Origin of the sequence: Paenibacillus wulumuqiensis (genome assembly GCF_000971965.1) — a bacterium.
GTDB lineage: Bacteria > Bacillota > Bacilli > Paenibacillales > Paenibacillaceae > Saccharibacillus > Saccharibacillus wulumuqiensis.
This window is the reverse complement of record NZ_LAQP01000004.1, coordinates 196,445-210,931: the sequence shown is the minus strand read 5'-3', so window position 1 is coordinate 210,931 and position 14,487 is coordinate 196,445. Positions and strand designations below refer to the sequence as shown.

Annotated in this window: 8 protein-coding genes; 2 read left to right on the top strand and 6 right to left on the bottom strand. The window is 48.6% G+C overall.

Annotated elements, in window-relative coordinates:
- Positions 1 to 167 precede the first annotated feature (167 nt).
- Together WH45_RS12960 and tyrS are read right to left on the bottom strand one after the other, a co-directional pair.
- Positions 168 to 2,231, bottom strand: a complete 2,064-nt coding sequence (locus WH45_RS12960) for a methyl-accepting chemotaxis protein (RefSeq protein ID WP_082096829.1) — start codon at positions 2,229 to 2,231, stop codon at positions 168 to 170.
- Positions 2,232 to 2,617: 386 nt separating this feature from the next.
- The gene (gene tyrS / locus WH45_RS12955) at positions 2,618 to 3,874 is read right to left on the bottom strand and encodes a tyrosine--tRNA ligase (RefSeq protein ID WP_046214837.1); all 1,257 of its coding nucleotides are present in this window, start codon (positions 3,872 to 3,874) and stop codon (positions 2,618 to 2,620) included.
- A gap of 704 nt (positions 3,875 to 4,578) precedes the next feature.
- On the opposite strand from tyrS, the gene WH45_RS12950 reads away from it, so the two are divergent.
- Positions 4,579 to 7,692, top strand: a complete 3,114-nt coding sequence (locus WH45_RS12950; protein ID WP_046214836.1) for a transglycosylase domain-containing protein — start codon at positions 4,579 to 4,581, stop codon at positions 7,690 to 7,692.
- A gap of 241 nt (positions 7,693 to 7,933) precedes the next feature.
- On the opposite strand, the gene ccpA is transcribed toward WH45_RS12950, so the two are convergent.
- Together ccpA and ytxJ are read right to left on the bottom strand one after the other, a co-directional pair.
- The gene (gene ccpA / locus WH45_RS12945; RefSeq protein WP_046214835.1) at positions 7,934 to 8,938 is read right to left on the bottom strand and encodes a catabolite control protein A; all 1,005 of its coding nucleotides are present in this window, start codon (positions 8,936 to 8,938) and stop codon (positions 7,934 to 7,936) included.
- A 116-nt stretch (positions 8,939 to 9,054) separates the two neighbouring features.
- On the bottom strand, positions 9,055 to 9,396 hold the full coding sequence (gene ytxJ / locus WH45_RS12940) for a bacillithiol system redox-active protein YtxJ (RefSeq protein WP_046214834.1): 342 nt from the start codon (positions 9,394 to 9,396) through the stop codon (positions 9,055 to 9,057).
- A 359-nt stretch (positions 9,397 to 9,755) separates the two neighbouring features.
- Between ytxJ and WH45_RS12935 the strand changes: the two genes are divergently transcribed.
- Positions 9,756 to 10,283 (top strand): type 1 glutamine amidotransferase domain-containing protein, encoded by a 528-nt coding sequence (locus WH45_RS12935; RefSeq protein ID WP_046214833.1) that lies wholly within the window; start codon positions 9,756 to 9,758, stop codon positions 10,281 to 10,283.
- Between the two features lie 262 nt (positions 10,284 to 10,545).
- Here WH45_RS12935 and ptsP read toward each other — a convergent pair whose 3' ends face one another.
- Together ptsP and WH45_RS12925 are read right to left on the bottom strand one after the other, a co-directional pair.
- The gene (gene ptsP / locus WH45_RS12930) at positions 10,546 to 12,315 is read right to left on the bottom strand and encodes a phosphoenolpyruvate--protein phosphotransferase (protein WP_046214832.1); all 1,770 of its coding nucleotides are present in this window, start codon (positions 12,313 to 12,315) and stop codon (positions 10,546 to 10,548) included.
- Positions 12,312 to 14,192: a glucose PTS transporter subunit IIA gene (locus tag WH45_RS12925; protein WP_046214831.1), complete on the bottom strand. Its 1,881-nt coding sequence runs from the start codon at positions 14,190 to 14,192 to the stop codon at positions 12,312 to 12,314. The genes ptsP and WH45_RS12925 overlap by 4 nt, the downstream gene beginning before the upstream one ends.
- Positions 14,193 to 14,487: the final 295 nt, after the last annotated feature.

Sequence of the window (14,487 nt, the reverse complement as noted above, 5' to 3'; positions counted from 1 at the left end):
GTTGTATATTGCGTGCATCAATATTAGGTAGGTTGGAGCGTAATCTAACAGAATTAAATATCGAACAACGCCATATCACCGTTTCATGCTCACTTGATTCCTGTTAACTGCGTTCCAGAATGTGATGATATGCGTCTCCCCATGCAATGATATTTTGGAGTTTCAGCTTATTGATCAGACATCTGTACTTTAAATTGTGAGACCACAGAATTCAGTGCATCCGATACCTGATTCAGGGATTGTGCAGACTGGTTCAATTCTTCCAGCGAATACAACTGCTGTCTGGAACGCTCCAGAGCATCAGTCGCACCTGAAGAAGAAGATCTGGCGATATCCGCCAGCTGGCTGATCGAGGCGCTCACTTCTTCGGAGCCGGCCGACATTTGCTCGGAAGCGGAAGAAACTTCCTGTACTTCATCAGCTACCCGCTCAATATCACGGCTGATTGCGATAAATCTGGCTTCAATCTCTTCCAGTACATGCAGTCCTTCATTTACCTGCATACTGCCCTGCTGCATTCCCTGCAGTGCGGCACGGGTCTCTATCTGCATCGCGCTTACCTGTGTCGTAATCTGCCCCGCAGACGAACTTACATTCTCGGCCAGTTTGCTGATCTCCGAAGCTACCACGGCAAATCCTTTGCCATGTTCCCCTGCACGTGCCGCTTCAATCGAGGCATTGAGTGCCAGCAGCTTGGTCTGTCCACTGATTTCCTGAATAATATCGATGATGCCGCCGATCTGAATGGAACGCTCATCCAGAGAGTTAACGACCATGCCCGCCTGATCCAGTGCACCTTTGGCTGTATGAATCTGCTGATTCAGCTCAGCCAGCTTGGCATTGCCCTGACGAGTCTTGTGATCAATCCCTTGCGTAGCCTCGGATACCTGCTGTACCGACTCGGCGACACGCTGAATGCCGATTGCCATCTCTTCCATCGCTGTCGTGCTTTCTGAAGCAGCGACCAACTGAACTTCCGCTCCGTGCTTGACTTTTTCCATCTGCTCTACATTTTGCTGGGCTTCGCTAGCCGCTTGCGACATGCCATCTGACAGATGCCCCGCTGTCTCGCTTACCGTATTCGATTCCTGACGCAGTTGTCCGATAACAGCAGATGTGGAATTTAGTACACGCTGGAATCCGTTCGACATCTGGCCAAACTCATCCTGACGGTCACTGGTCAATTCATGCGAATAATCACCCTGAGCCATGTAATCGCTCAGCTGACGGATCTTGCGAACTTCTTTGACCATACTGCGATTGTTCATCCAGAGTGTACTGAGGATAATAATCATCCCGATAAGACTGATGACACTCAGCAAAAGCAGCAGCTCATTGGTAGGCTTCTGAACTTCTGCTTCAGGCAGTATAACACCGACTTTCCAGCCGGTTTGCTCTATCGTCTGAAACAGAAAATGCTGCTCTTCTCCACCGAGTGAGAAATCCACCTGACCGGAGTCACCACCCTGAAGCTGCTGTTCGAATGCACTTCCGGCAGCAGTAGACATGGATGCCCCTGTTTTCAGTGCCGGGTTACCACTGGCCAATATGTTTCCCTGATGGTCGGTGAGTACTGCTGTACCTCCCATTCCTACATTCAGTTGACTGACGATATTCTGGATATTGCTCATATCCAGATCACCGGTTACTACACCGAGCAGTTTATTGTTGGCATCATGGATCGCCTGACCTGCTGTAATCATGGATACATTGAGCTTCGTATCCAGATAAGGTTCCGAATAGTACATCTTTTGCTTGGCTGCTACTGTGCCTGTATACCAGGCCTGGTTGAGATAATCATAGGCTGGATCATCATATTCATGCGTGGTAGCAATTTGCTGCCCATCATGATAGGCATAGGCAGAGCGGTATTTTACACCGGGAGCATAGGCATCAGCCGCAAAAAATATTCCCATTCCGTAGGTAATATCGCTTTGCTCCACGTCTTTTTCGACAATATCTGTATAGCGGTCAATAGTAATATCCGTTCCGAGCTGGCCTGCTGTACCTGCGAATGAAGATACAAGCAGCGAGTGGCTGGACAGCTGATTCGTAATATTGTCGGTTACATTGCTGAGAGAGTGACTGACGCTGTTGTTAATCTGTTCGTTTAGCTTTTGCTTGGCGAACTCGTAGGAGATTGCGCTGATCATTAAAAGCACTACGAATATGATAGGCATCACAGTACACATCATTCGCGCCTGAATGCTTTTGAATCGGTATCTGGTCAAGTCTTTCTTCCTTTCCATAGTGGGATAGTTATCTACCTCCTTTTATCGACATTTTTGGATAAAATGAATAGAGTAAATCACTACAGCAGTAAAATATGCAATTGTATCCCTATTCTGCAAAAGTGTAAAACTATTTGCCAAATGTACTGTGTCTAATTATAAACGTAGAAATGAGAGTCTATAAGAGCCTGAGCGGCTTCTGTATAGTTATGCACATTACAAAAAGGGAATAGAATCATATTCTATTCCCTTAATGCATATAAATGATAGCAATCTGTTATAAATCAGACTGATCTTTCCCCTGTAATCCAGTGAAAAGAGAATGTGCCAGAAAGCTCATTTGCTTCTATTTATAAAGCAAGATCCGCTAATAAAGAATACTTCGATTAGATGGTTTTCAGTTTGGCAAATTTGCGTTTGCCGACCTGGATGATATCTCCATCTGCCGGTGTAACCATAGCATTGACATCATCGATTTTTTGCTCGTTGATCTTGACTGCTCCCTGCTGTACGCTCCGGCGCGCTTCGCTCTTCGAAGAAGCAAAGCCCAGATGGCTGATCAGATCGATCAGACCGATGCTGCCATCGGTAAGCAGAGCCGGCTCCAGCGTCACTTCCTGGATATCATCCGGCAGTGCGCGCTGCTGGAATACAGTAACGAAATGGTTTTTCGCGGCTTCAGCGGCTTCGGTGTTATGGTACATGCGGACATAAGTGTACGCCAGATTCATCTTGGCATCGCGTGGATGTACGCTGCCGTCTTCCAGACCTTTGCGCAGCTGGTCCAGATCTTCATTGGACATGTCGGTCGTCAGCTCGTAGTATTTTACCATCAGTTCATCCGGAATACTCATGGCTTTACCGTAGATTTCGTTCGGCTGTTCATCGATACCGATATAATTGCCGAGACTCTTGCTCATCTTCTGCACACCATCGAGACCTTCGATCAGCGGCAGCATGATCGCTACCTGCTGCTCTTTGCCGTATTCTTTTTGCAGTGTACGTCCCATCAGCAGGTTAAACTTCTGATCCGTACCCCCCAGTTCAATATCGCTCTCCAGCGCTACCGAATCCATCCCCTGCATCAGCGGGTAGAAGAATTCATGAATACTGATCGGCTGTCCGCTCTGGAACCGTTTCGTAAAGTCATCCCGTTCCATCATGCGTGCTACAGTTACTTTGGCAGCCAGGTTGACCACTTCGGCAAAGTCCATCGGGCTCAGCCATTCGGAGTTAAAGTATACTTTGGTCTGGGCAGGATCGAGGATTTTGTTAATCTGCTTCTGGTAGGTCTCGGCATTATGCTTGACCTGCTCCTCGGTAAGCTGTTTGCGTGTCTCGGATTTACCGGTAGGATCGCCGATTCGTCCAGTAAAATCACCGATAATCAGCTGGACCACATGACCGAGTTCCTGGAACTGGCGCAGCTTCTGCAGGACGACCGTATGGCCGACGTGGATATCCGGGGCAGACGGGTCCAGACCGAGTTTGACGGTCAATGGCTTGCCGGTTGTAATGGATTTGATAATTTTGCGGCGCAGCTCGTCCTCCGGTACAATCTCGGTCACTCCGCGGCGGATGACGCTTAGCTGGCGTTCTACTTCATTTTGCTGATCTGTGGATAGTTCTTCCCACTTTGTCATAATAATCGCTCCTTCAATGAATTCATTGGAATATGGTGTATCTGTTCCTGATGGGATGGGCAGGCTCGCGGTATGTATAAACGCAAAAAAGACCTGTCCACCCCTATAAAGGGACGAGCAGGCCTCGCGTTACCACCCTAATTAGAATCGAATCATGTGCCTTCACAAACCGGCTGCTGTTACAGCACACCGATCATGAACGGAACCGACCGGATTCTCACTTCATTATTCATAACGGAATATTTCATTCCGGTCCTGGCTTACATCTGCTCCATCTGCCCTCTCGGGCCGTGTATGCATCTTTCACCGGACGGCTCCAGACCTGTAATTCAAAGGAAGTCCTCTCCGGTTCGCACCAACCACCGGCTCTCTGATTCAGGATGATCTTCACTTCTACTGGGTGTCTTTCTCAGCCTTTGCTATATACAATTGTCGGATATAATTTGCGTAAATGTGCAGATTCGTAATCTGCAGCATGTCTGCCCAGCACTGCTTCCCTGAAGCTGCTCTACGATGGCAATGACACCAACCTGACCGAATAGACCTTTGGGCTGTCAGGATATTACGTTTATATCACACTCGTACAGGCAAGTCAACGCTGTCGGTTCAGACTTTGTGCCTATACCCTGCTTATCGGTCGTAAGAAACTGATTATACTCACTTGTTTTATGCTATAATAGTGGCTGGTAAAAGGGGGAAGAATCATGGCTGAAAAGAAGGACAATCGTCCAACAAAAAAACCTGCTTCGTCTGCCGGTACCCGCTTCCGGGGCCGTAAGACATGGACCGCTGTCAAGTGGATACTCATTGCAGGATTTACCTTCTGTCTGTTTGCAGGCGGTATTTTGCTGGGCTACGTCTCTTCCATTGTAAAAGATGAACCGGTACGTTCACGTGCAGAAATTGTAAAGTCGATTGATGAAAATGCGGTAACCGGCTTTGCCTATTTTAGTGATGCTTCTCCAATCGGTCAGCTCAGGACCGAAGAAGACCGGAGACTCGTTACTTTTGATCAGATTCCGCAATCCGTTATCAATGCTATTGTATCCATAGAAGACAACCGTTTTTATGAACATATGGGTGTGGATATGAACGGTACCCTTCGCGCAGTCAAGCAGAAAGTACTGAATGAATCGGTTCAGACTGGCGGGAGTACACTCACCCAGCAGTTGGCGAGACGGGTATTTCTGAGTGCGGATAAGACCAATGACCGTAAAATCAAGGAAATGCTGTTATCCATGCGGATCGAGCGTTTCTTGACCAAGGATGAGATTTTAACGGCGTATCTGAATAAAATGCCTTTTGGTAAAGGCTCCAGCGGATACAATATTTTTGGAATCAAAGCAGCCGCCAAAGGCATATTCGGCATTAACGATCTGAGTGAGGTCAATATTGCCGAAGCCGCTTATATGGCGGGCCTGCCGCAGCTTCCAAGCGCATATTCTGCCTTTAACAGTGGAGGAAGCTTTAACGAAACAGGCTTCAACCGTGCAGTGGAACGTCAGCAGCTCGTGCTGAAGCGCATGAAGGATCTGGGAAAAATTACAGATAGCGAGTATCGCGAAGCACTGGCTTTTGATATCAAGGGTGCGCTCGCCAAGCCGACGGCCAAAGCCTACTCCACTTATCCTTATCTCATGATGGAGACCGAGCGGCAGGGCGCACAGGTTCTGTTAAATCTGAACAATCCGGATCTGGACAAGGCAGCGCTCTCTTCCCAGGAATATAACGAACTCCTGGAAGAATCTCGACAAAAGCTGCTCACAGGCGGTTACCGGGTGTACACGACTATCAACAAAACCATCTATAACACGATGCATGAAATTGCCGAAGACAGCAGCAACTTCTCACCGGACAGCAGCAGCAAAGGCCGGGAACAGACCGCCGCGATGATGATCAATCATAAGACCGGCGCCATTCTCGGCATGATCGAAGGCCGCAGTTTCCAGGAAGAACAGATGAACTATGCGACCCAGATGACTCGTCAGCCAGGATCGACGATGAAGCCGATCGCAGCCTATCTGCCGGCACTTGATTCCGGAGTCGTTCAGCCGGCGAGTATTCTGGATGATGCTCCGCTGATTATGGAAAATGGCAGCAAGGGGTACCATATCCCAGGTAATGCCAATGGACGTTACCAGGGTCTGGTGACAGCACGTACAGCGCTGAATGAGTCGCTGAACCTGCCTGCACTCAAAGTGTTCAATCAGAAGGTAGGTATTGCCAAAGCCTGGACATTTGCCAAGAAACTTGGTATTACAACGATTACCCAGGATGATTATTCCGCACAGACCGGAGTACTCGGCGGTCTGAAATACGGAGTCACCGTAGAAGAACTGACCAATGCCTATGGCTCGATTCCCAACCAGGGAGTATTCAATGATGCCTATATGATCAGCAAAATCGTTGACCCGTATGGCAATGTAGTCTACCAGCACAAACCAGAACCAAAACGTGTCTATTCCAAGCAGACGGCTTATCTGATGACCGATATGCTGCGTACCGTTATCTCGGGTTCCGATGGTACGGGACGTTCTCTGCAGACGATGTTTAACAAATACGGCAAGATTCCGATTGCCGGCAAAACGGGCTCTACCCAGAATTATGCGGATGTATGGTTCATGGGCTTTACGCCGGATGTGACGCTTGGCGTATGGGCCGGTTATCGTGAGCCGGTAAATACGCTATCCGAAGATGGCAAGAAGCGTGCCCGTACACTGTGGGCAACCATTATGAACCGGGTAACGGACAGTGATCCACAGTTGTTCAAGACCGATTCCTTTACCAAACCGGATGGGATTGTTACCCAGACAGTCTCGGGTTACAGCGGCAAGCTGCCGACCAGTGCTACCCGCCGGTCCGGCAAGCTCGTTACGGATATATTCAATGCCAAGTTTGTACCGAAAGACTTTGATGATGGAGTATCCTATGCCAAATATATTACCTACAATGGCGTAAATTATATTCCTCAAGATAGTACACCAGATGATATGGTCAACCAGCGTACTGTCGTCAAGCGTGAAATGCCTATTTCACAATTGATCAAAGATCTGCAGCGTGCCCTGTCCAGCTCATCAGGCGCCAGATATTCGCTGAGTCATTATCTGCCGGAAGATGCAGGTGCAGATGCACCAACAGCGGTCGACCCGCGCAGAGATGATGGCAGTGCACCAGCAGCACCAAGCAATGTCCGCATCTCCATCAGCGGCGGCAGTGCCAGCATTACCTTTAACTCCAGCGGCTCTTCGGATGTAGTCGGCTATCGTCTCTACCGCTCAACCGGTGGCGGATCGTACCAGTATCAGAAGTCGATCCAGCTGGGCAGCAATTACTTTAGCTCCAGCGTACCGGGTGATGGAGCTTCCTCCTTCTATGTAACTGCCGTGGATGTCGGCGGTCATGAATCGTCAGCCAGCGGCGCTGTAAGTTACAGCCCTGTGCCTGCACCGGAAGAAGTCGTTCCGGACGATCAACCGATGGAGGGCAGTGAGCTGGGTGGTGGCTCTGACGATGAAGATCGGGATGAACAGGAGGAACAGAGCGACACCGGAGCACCGGATAGCCCTTCATCACTTAGCGTGAAGTCAGGCGGCTCCGGCATTGCCAATCTGACCTGGAGTGCTCCATCCAAGACAACGACCGGCTACAAGGTTTACTTTAGCCACTCAATCGGTGGTCCCTACAGTCTGATCGGCGATGTCAAAGATCCGGTGTATCAATACAATACCGGCTCAGCGATCCGGGGATTCTTCTATGTAGTGGCTGTGAATGGCAATCAGTCTTCCAAGCCCACTTCCGCAGTCGCCTATCGAGAATAAAATACACTCAAAAGCGCATGACCTGGAAATCAGCTGATTTCGGGATCATGCGCTTTTTTATGGATGTACTAAACTTTATTTACTGCTCCCCTACTCCTTCTGCTAATCCTACTTCTCCTGCTATGCTTCCTCATTAATGTGATACCTACTAAAATGCAACAACTACTTTTATAGGCAAAAACCTCCTGCTCTTAAAGAACAGGAGGTTTTATTTATCTTGAACGAAATGAATAAGCCGGAATTAACGCTGGTTCACAGACAGACGCAGGATAGTCTCATGCGGCAGGATAACGCGGGGATTGTCCACGTTTTCTTTTTTCATCAGCTTGGTGAGTAGACGCATGGCTACTGCACCCAAATCGTACATTGGCTGCGCAACCGTTGTCAGCTGTGGACGCACCATGGAAGCCATACGGATGTTGTCGACGGAAATAACGGAGAAATCATCCGGTACTTTGAGTCCTTCATCCTGAATGCTGTGAATAGCACCAATAGCCATCTCATCGGTTGCTGCAAAAATAGCGGTTGGGCGTTTTTTGAGTCCGATAAAGTACTTCATCGCTTCCACACCGGATTCGTAGCGGTAGTTACCGATGCGTACCCAATCTTCCTTGTATTCGATATTAGCTGCTTCCAGTGCTTTTTTGTATCCCTGGAAACGGGCATATCCATTGGCCGGGTCCTGCAGCGTACCGCTGATCATCGCGATATCGCGGTGTCCGTGACGGATCAGGGTATTCACTGCATCAAATGCAGCCTGTTCATGATCGATATCAACAGAAGGAATGATACCTTCTTCATCTCGTGTAGCACACAATACAATAGGTACTGCTGCTGTCTGGAACGCTTGCAAATGGTCTTCTGTTACGGTTCCGCCCATGAACAGAAGGCCATCCACCTGCTTCTCCAGCAGTGTATTCACAACGCGAATTTCTTTTTCCTTTTTCTTGTCGGCATTACAGAGGATGATATTATAGTGGTACATGTTTGCGATATCCTCGATACCACGAGCGATTTCTGCAAAGATTGAATTTGAAATATCCGGAATAACAACCCCTACAGTTGTTGTCTTCTTGCTTGCCAATCCACGTGCTACGGCATTCGGGCGGTAACCCAGACGTTCAATCGCTTCATAGACCTTTTTGCGGGTCTGCGGTTTAACGTTAGGGTTATTGTTCACTACCCGGGATACGGTAGCCATGGATACGCCAGCTTCGCGTGCTACATCGTAAATAGTTACTGTCACGTGCCTTCTCTCCATTACCAATAAATTTTCGTTACATTTTCAACATTTTTCTTAATTTTTCAATTACGTTCATGATACGATAAAACACTATGGTATGCAATCATAGGACATGATGCTTAGGACAGTGCTTTACGTAATGCGCTTGAAGTAATACGGGAATGCGATGTGTTCCATACCTGCTCTCCGTTTTTGATCAAAATTGCCTGTGGGGATTCATGCTTGAGATCCAGCTTCTCGGCTGCTGCATTCGAAACATCGCGATTCTCCACGACATAGATCAATCCGTAATCCACCTCTTCGCTTGGACTGCCACCGAGGTAAGATTGAAATTCACTATATGCGCCTGCACTAATCGGACAACGGGTACTATGTTTAAATACAAGAAGTGGTCTTTGTGCAGTATGGTCGAGCGCTTCCTGTAATTGATCAATCGTTGTCAGTTGATTTACATTTGCCATTATCCACACATCCCCTTTTTTGCTATCCAGAATGTAAGAACGTTTTCATGATTAACTATCATAAGTATCTTACCAAAAAACGGCTGAAAAATCTATTTTTTTGTCATTGTTACCGCTTTTTTAGGCTTCTACGCTTGAAAGTCACTTTCATGAACGTTCTCATTTTGATTTCATGAAGTATACATTTATATGCAATTATATCTAATTATCCTTAACATTGGTGCTGTGAAACAAGATTGAGACTTTAATTTTGATTGAGTTTTGTTATTTTGTTACAATATAGCCCATAGCGACAGGCTATCAGGCAGGATCATTCTTGTATTTTTATTCCAAAAAAGATTGGTAAAGAAAGGAAGTTCATAATGAGATTAGCAGGCAAAAAGGTAATCGCTCTGGTTGATGAGGAATTTGAAGATCTGGAATTGTGGGTTCCTGTATATCGTGTACGCGAGGAAGGTGCCGAAGTACATTTGGCCGGTGCGGAAAAAGGCAAGAAATATATCGGCAAATACGGCGTACCCGCTGAAGCGGAATACAGCTTTGACGAGCTGGACAGCGCTGATTATGATGGTATTCTCGTTCCGGGAGGCTGGGCACCCGATAAACTTCGCCGCTATCCGAAAGTACTGGAACTGGTGCGTGAGATGAACGAAGCCCGCAAGCCGATCGGGCAGATCTGCCATGCAGGCTGGGTACTGATTTCGGCCAAGATTCTCGAGGGAGTAACGGTCACCTCCACCCCCGGTATTCGTGACGATATGGAAAATGCAGGCGCCATCTGGAAAGATGAAGCCGTTGTCGTCGATGGACATATTATCTCGGCACGCCGTCCGCCGGATCTGCCTCCTTACGGCAAAGCATTCTGCGATGCACTTGCGGGTGAGTAACAGGATTACTCTTATTGCTTTTGGCATCGCTGCAGTTGCACCTGCAGGATGTTGAGACTCCTTTCTCTAAATAGGTTGCTCTAAGCTAGGCCTGTAGGATGCGGATATATGATCTGTGGATATACAGCATTGCCAATACACCTGATACATTTCTTTTAGGTAATCATGCACAAAGTAAACAGCCGCTCCCACTGAATCGGGAAGCGGCTGTTTGGCTTACTCGGTTATTTTTATTTATGATTTATGAGTTAAATCGGTTCTTTCACGAGATGGGAGAGCAGAGCAATTGCTCATCCGCGGCTATCGCTTCATGCAGTGCAGCATTATAACTGCTCATCCTCTGCTCAATCTCGCCAGCAGTCTTGAGTTTCATCCAGCGCGCGGCTTCCCGTGCAGATTCGGTGGATGAAGTATGCAAAATGGACTGCTTGATCCGCAGCAGCGATTGTGGGGACATACTCAGCTGCCTTACCCCAAGATGCATCCAGAATGGCAGAGAGCGCTCGTCTCCTGCCATTTCTCCACAGATGCTTACCGGAATGCCGCTGGCACGTGCGGCCTCTACCGTCGCGCGCAGCATCCGCAGTACCGCCGGATGATACGGATTATACATATGGGCAATATGCTCATTCATCCGGTCTACTGCGAGTACATATTGTACCAGATCGTTGCTGCCGATACTGAAAAAGTCGCATTCATCCGCCAGCAGATCGGCGATGGCTACAGCTGCTGGCACTTCGATCATAATCCCGACTTCAATATCCGAATCATAGTCAATCCCGCGCTGATCCAGCTCCTGCTTGGCCTGCTCAAGTACTTCATTCGCCCGGCGCAGCTCTTCCAGTGAGGAGATCATCGGATACATGATTTTGACTTTGCCATAGGCGCTTGCACGCAAAATGGCACGCAGCTGGGTTTTGAACATATCCTGATAATCCAGGCAGATCCGGATCGCCCGATACCCGAGGAACGGATTCTCTTCTTCCGGCAGTTCAAAATAATCCAGCTCCTTGTCGCCGCCGATATCGAGTGTACGGATAACGACAGACTCGCCTTTGCATTTCTCGGCAACCAACCGGTAAATATCAAACTGTTCCTGCTCTTCGGGCAGCGATTTGCGGTCCATATACATGAATTCGGTGCGGAAAAGACCGACTCCTTCGGCTCCATTTTTCAAAGCAATATCCAGCTCCTTGATCGAGCTGATATTGGCAGACAGACGCATTTTGATGCCATCTGTCGTCACCGGATGAACCGAAGTGAGCAGCTCCAGCTGACGCTTGCGCTGCTGCTGTTCGTTGCGCAGACGCTGATAAGACTCTACAATCGCGGTATCCGGCTCAACATACACCCGTCCATGGTCCCCGTCTACGACGAGCATTTCGCCGGTCTGGATCAATGATTCCAGCTCATTCTCAAGGCCCGATACGAGCGGAATGCCCAGCGCGCGCGCCATGATCGCCGAGTGTGATGTTTTGCCGCCCATCATCGTCACGATTCCGAGCACATGCTGCGGATTCAGATGCACAAGCTGGGACGGCGGCAGTTCTTTGGCTACCAGGATGTAGGGCTGTGTATCGGTCGGCAGCGTAACTTCCGGTGCACCAAGCAGATGTTTGAGCAGACGATTACCCACATCCTTGATATCGGCAGCACGTTCTTTCATATATTCATCATCCAGCAAATCGAACATCGTGACAAAATGGTCTGTCGCTTCCTGTACCGCTACTTCTGCCGCTTTGTACTGGCGTTCGATCAGGCCCCGGATTTCATTCATAAACTCGGGGTCTTCCAGAATTGCGATATGGGCATCAAAAATGCTGGATTCTTCCGGACCCGCAATTTCCTCAAACTCATTTTTCATCGATTCGATCTCATGCTTGGATGTACGTATTCCTTCATATAAACGTTCAAACTCCTGGGTCAGGTCCACGGTATCCAGCTTCTGATCCGGTACATCCCATTCCCAGGTAGGCAGTACAAATGCTTTTCCAATGGCTACTCCTGCAGCAGCCGCAATTCCTTGAATCATGCTTTTTCCTCCCCACCGTTCTTGTCATGCAATACGACCGACATTACTGTTCCCTGTCCTTTTTTCACCTGTTTAAATGGAGCATAGCTCCAGGATCTTACGCGATCAGGGTTGGTAATTACCATAGGCGTCGCAAGAGACGGTGCGTTTTTTTGCAAGGTATCGAGATCAAACTTGATTAACAGCTGCCCGGGTTCTATTACATCTCCGGCAGCTACATGAGCTTCGAAGCATCCCTTTTGCTGGGATGTATCTATTCCGATATGAAGCAGAATTTCCACCCCTTCTACCGTTCGTATGCCAAGCGCGTGCATGGTCGGATACATATGAATAATCGTACCTGCTACCGGAGCGACCAACTCGCCGCTCTCCGGTATGAAGGCTACCCCTTCGCCCACCAGTTTGCCGGCAAAAATCTGATCCGGCACTTCCGCCAGCGGAATCATTTTGCCCTGTACCGGCGCACAGAACTTCACATGAGACAGATCGTGCTCCATCAGCTTGCGTATTTCTTCCCGGATCAGCTCCGAATAGGTACCGAACACAATCTGTACATTGCCTCCGCCGAGCTTGATCAGACCGGCCGATCCGAGTTCCTTGAGTGCACGGTTATCGAGCAGACGGTCATTCACCACCGTGAGGCGCAGGCGGGTAATACAGGCCTCGACCTGTACGATATTATCCTTGCCGCCAAGCGCCTGTAAAATAAGCGGTGCCTGATAAGGAATATTGCCGACCCAATCGCCCAGTGTAGAAGCTTCCTCACGTCCGGGCGTCGGAATCCGGAACCTTCGTATGGCGAACCGAAAAATGGCATAATAGACCAGCGCATACGCGATACCAATCGGTATGAGCAGCCAGGCATTGGTGGACAGATGATAGTTCAGTACGTAATCAATTACGCCGGCAGAATAGGAAAATCCATGATGGATATCGAGTGCATACGTAATCCACATCGCCAGCCCGGACAGGAAGATATGAATCATAAACAGTCCCGGTGAAGCGAACAGAAACGCAAACTCAATCTGTTCGGACACCCCTGTCAAAAAGCAGACAAGAGCCGCCCGCATAAAGGTTTTACGGACTTTGGGTTTGAGATCTTCTCTCGCTTCATGGATAATCGCCAGCGCCGCAGCAGGCAGCGCAAACATCATTACCGGATACAATCCCGCCATATAGATGCCTGCCGTCGGATCACCGCTGAAAAAGCGCGGCAGGTCGCCCTGCACGATATCGCCATGCGCTTCATACGAGCCAATCTGAAACCAGACGATATTATTAAGCAGATGATGCAGTCCAAATGCCGACAGTACGCGGTACAATGCCCCATACAAAAACAGCCCCAGACCACCCATCGTAGATAACACCCAGGTTAGCCCGTTTAATACATCCTGAAGCAGCGGAGCCATCCACAGCATCAGACAGGCGAACAGAGATGAGAATAATCCCATAAATAAAAGAACAAAACGCGATCCGCCAAAAAACTGGATCGCTTCAGGAAGCCGCACATTTTTGAACCGCCTGTAGGCCGCTCCGGCAATCACACCCATAATAATGCCGATTAATGTGGAAGGCTGAATTAATTCACTGCTGAAATGTCTGATAACATAGTCGTATAACGCCATGCCGGCAAATGCAGCCAGACCGGCAGGTCCTTCCTGATTGGCAAGTCCCAGCGCCACACCTATCGCAAAGATGAAAGGTAAATAATGAAAGATACTCTGTCCTGCTACAGTTGCGACTTCCGAGATCACAGGTGCGCCCCATGCATCCCAGGGTAATCCGCCAACACTGAGCAGTATGGCCGCAGCCGGAAGTACCATCGTTGGCAGCATAATTGCCCTTCCGAACTGCTGCAGGGAACCTAGCCAGTTCAACGCGCCTTCCCCCTTCCTATACCTGATGGTACGCTGTTGATTTGCATTTGTCAAAGCAGTTTCCACTTTTTATGCACCCTATTTTGTATCCACCAATTTATGCTCTGAAAAGAGGAGATGATCGGCCGATTGGTCCTATTTTTCAAGCGGGTCTGCAGCCTGCAAATCGCCTGTATGTATGATGGACTACTGATGGAGAGGCGGCATCCATTTTTTTGAATGCCTGTCATGCAAAATGCACCCCAAAATGCGCATTAGATGGCCTGAAGCGGGTTCTAATGTTCATTTTAAAGGG

Coding starts and splice junctions, on each gene's coding strand:
- tyrS (WP_046214837.1), bottom strand. CDS start 3,874: ATGACAAAGTGGGAAGAACTATCCACAGATCAGCAAAATGAAGTAGAA.
- WH45_RS12950 (WP_046214836.1), top strand. CDS start 4,579: ATGGCTGAAAAGAAGGACAATCGTCCAACAAAAAAACCTGCTTCGTCT.
- ptsP (WP_046214832.1), bottom strand. CDS start 12,315: ATGATTCAAGGAATTGCGGCTGCTGCAGGAGTAGCCATTGGAAAAGCA.
- ytxJ (WP_046214834.1), bottom strand. CDS start 9,396: ATGGCAAATGTAAATCAACTGACAACGATTGATCAATTACAGGAAGCG.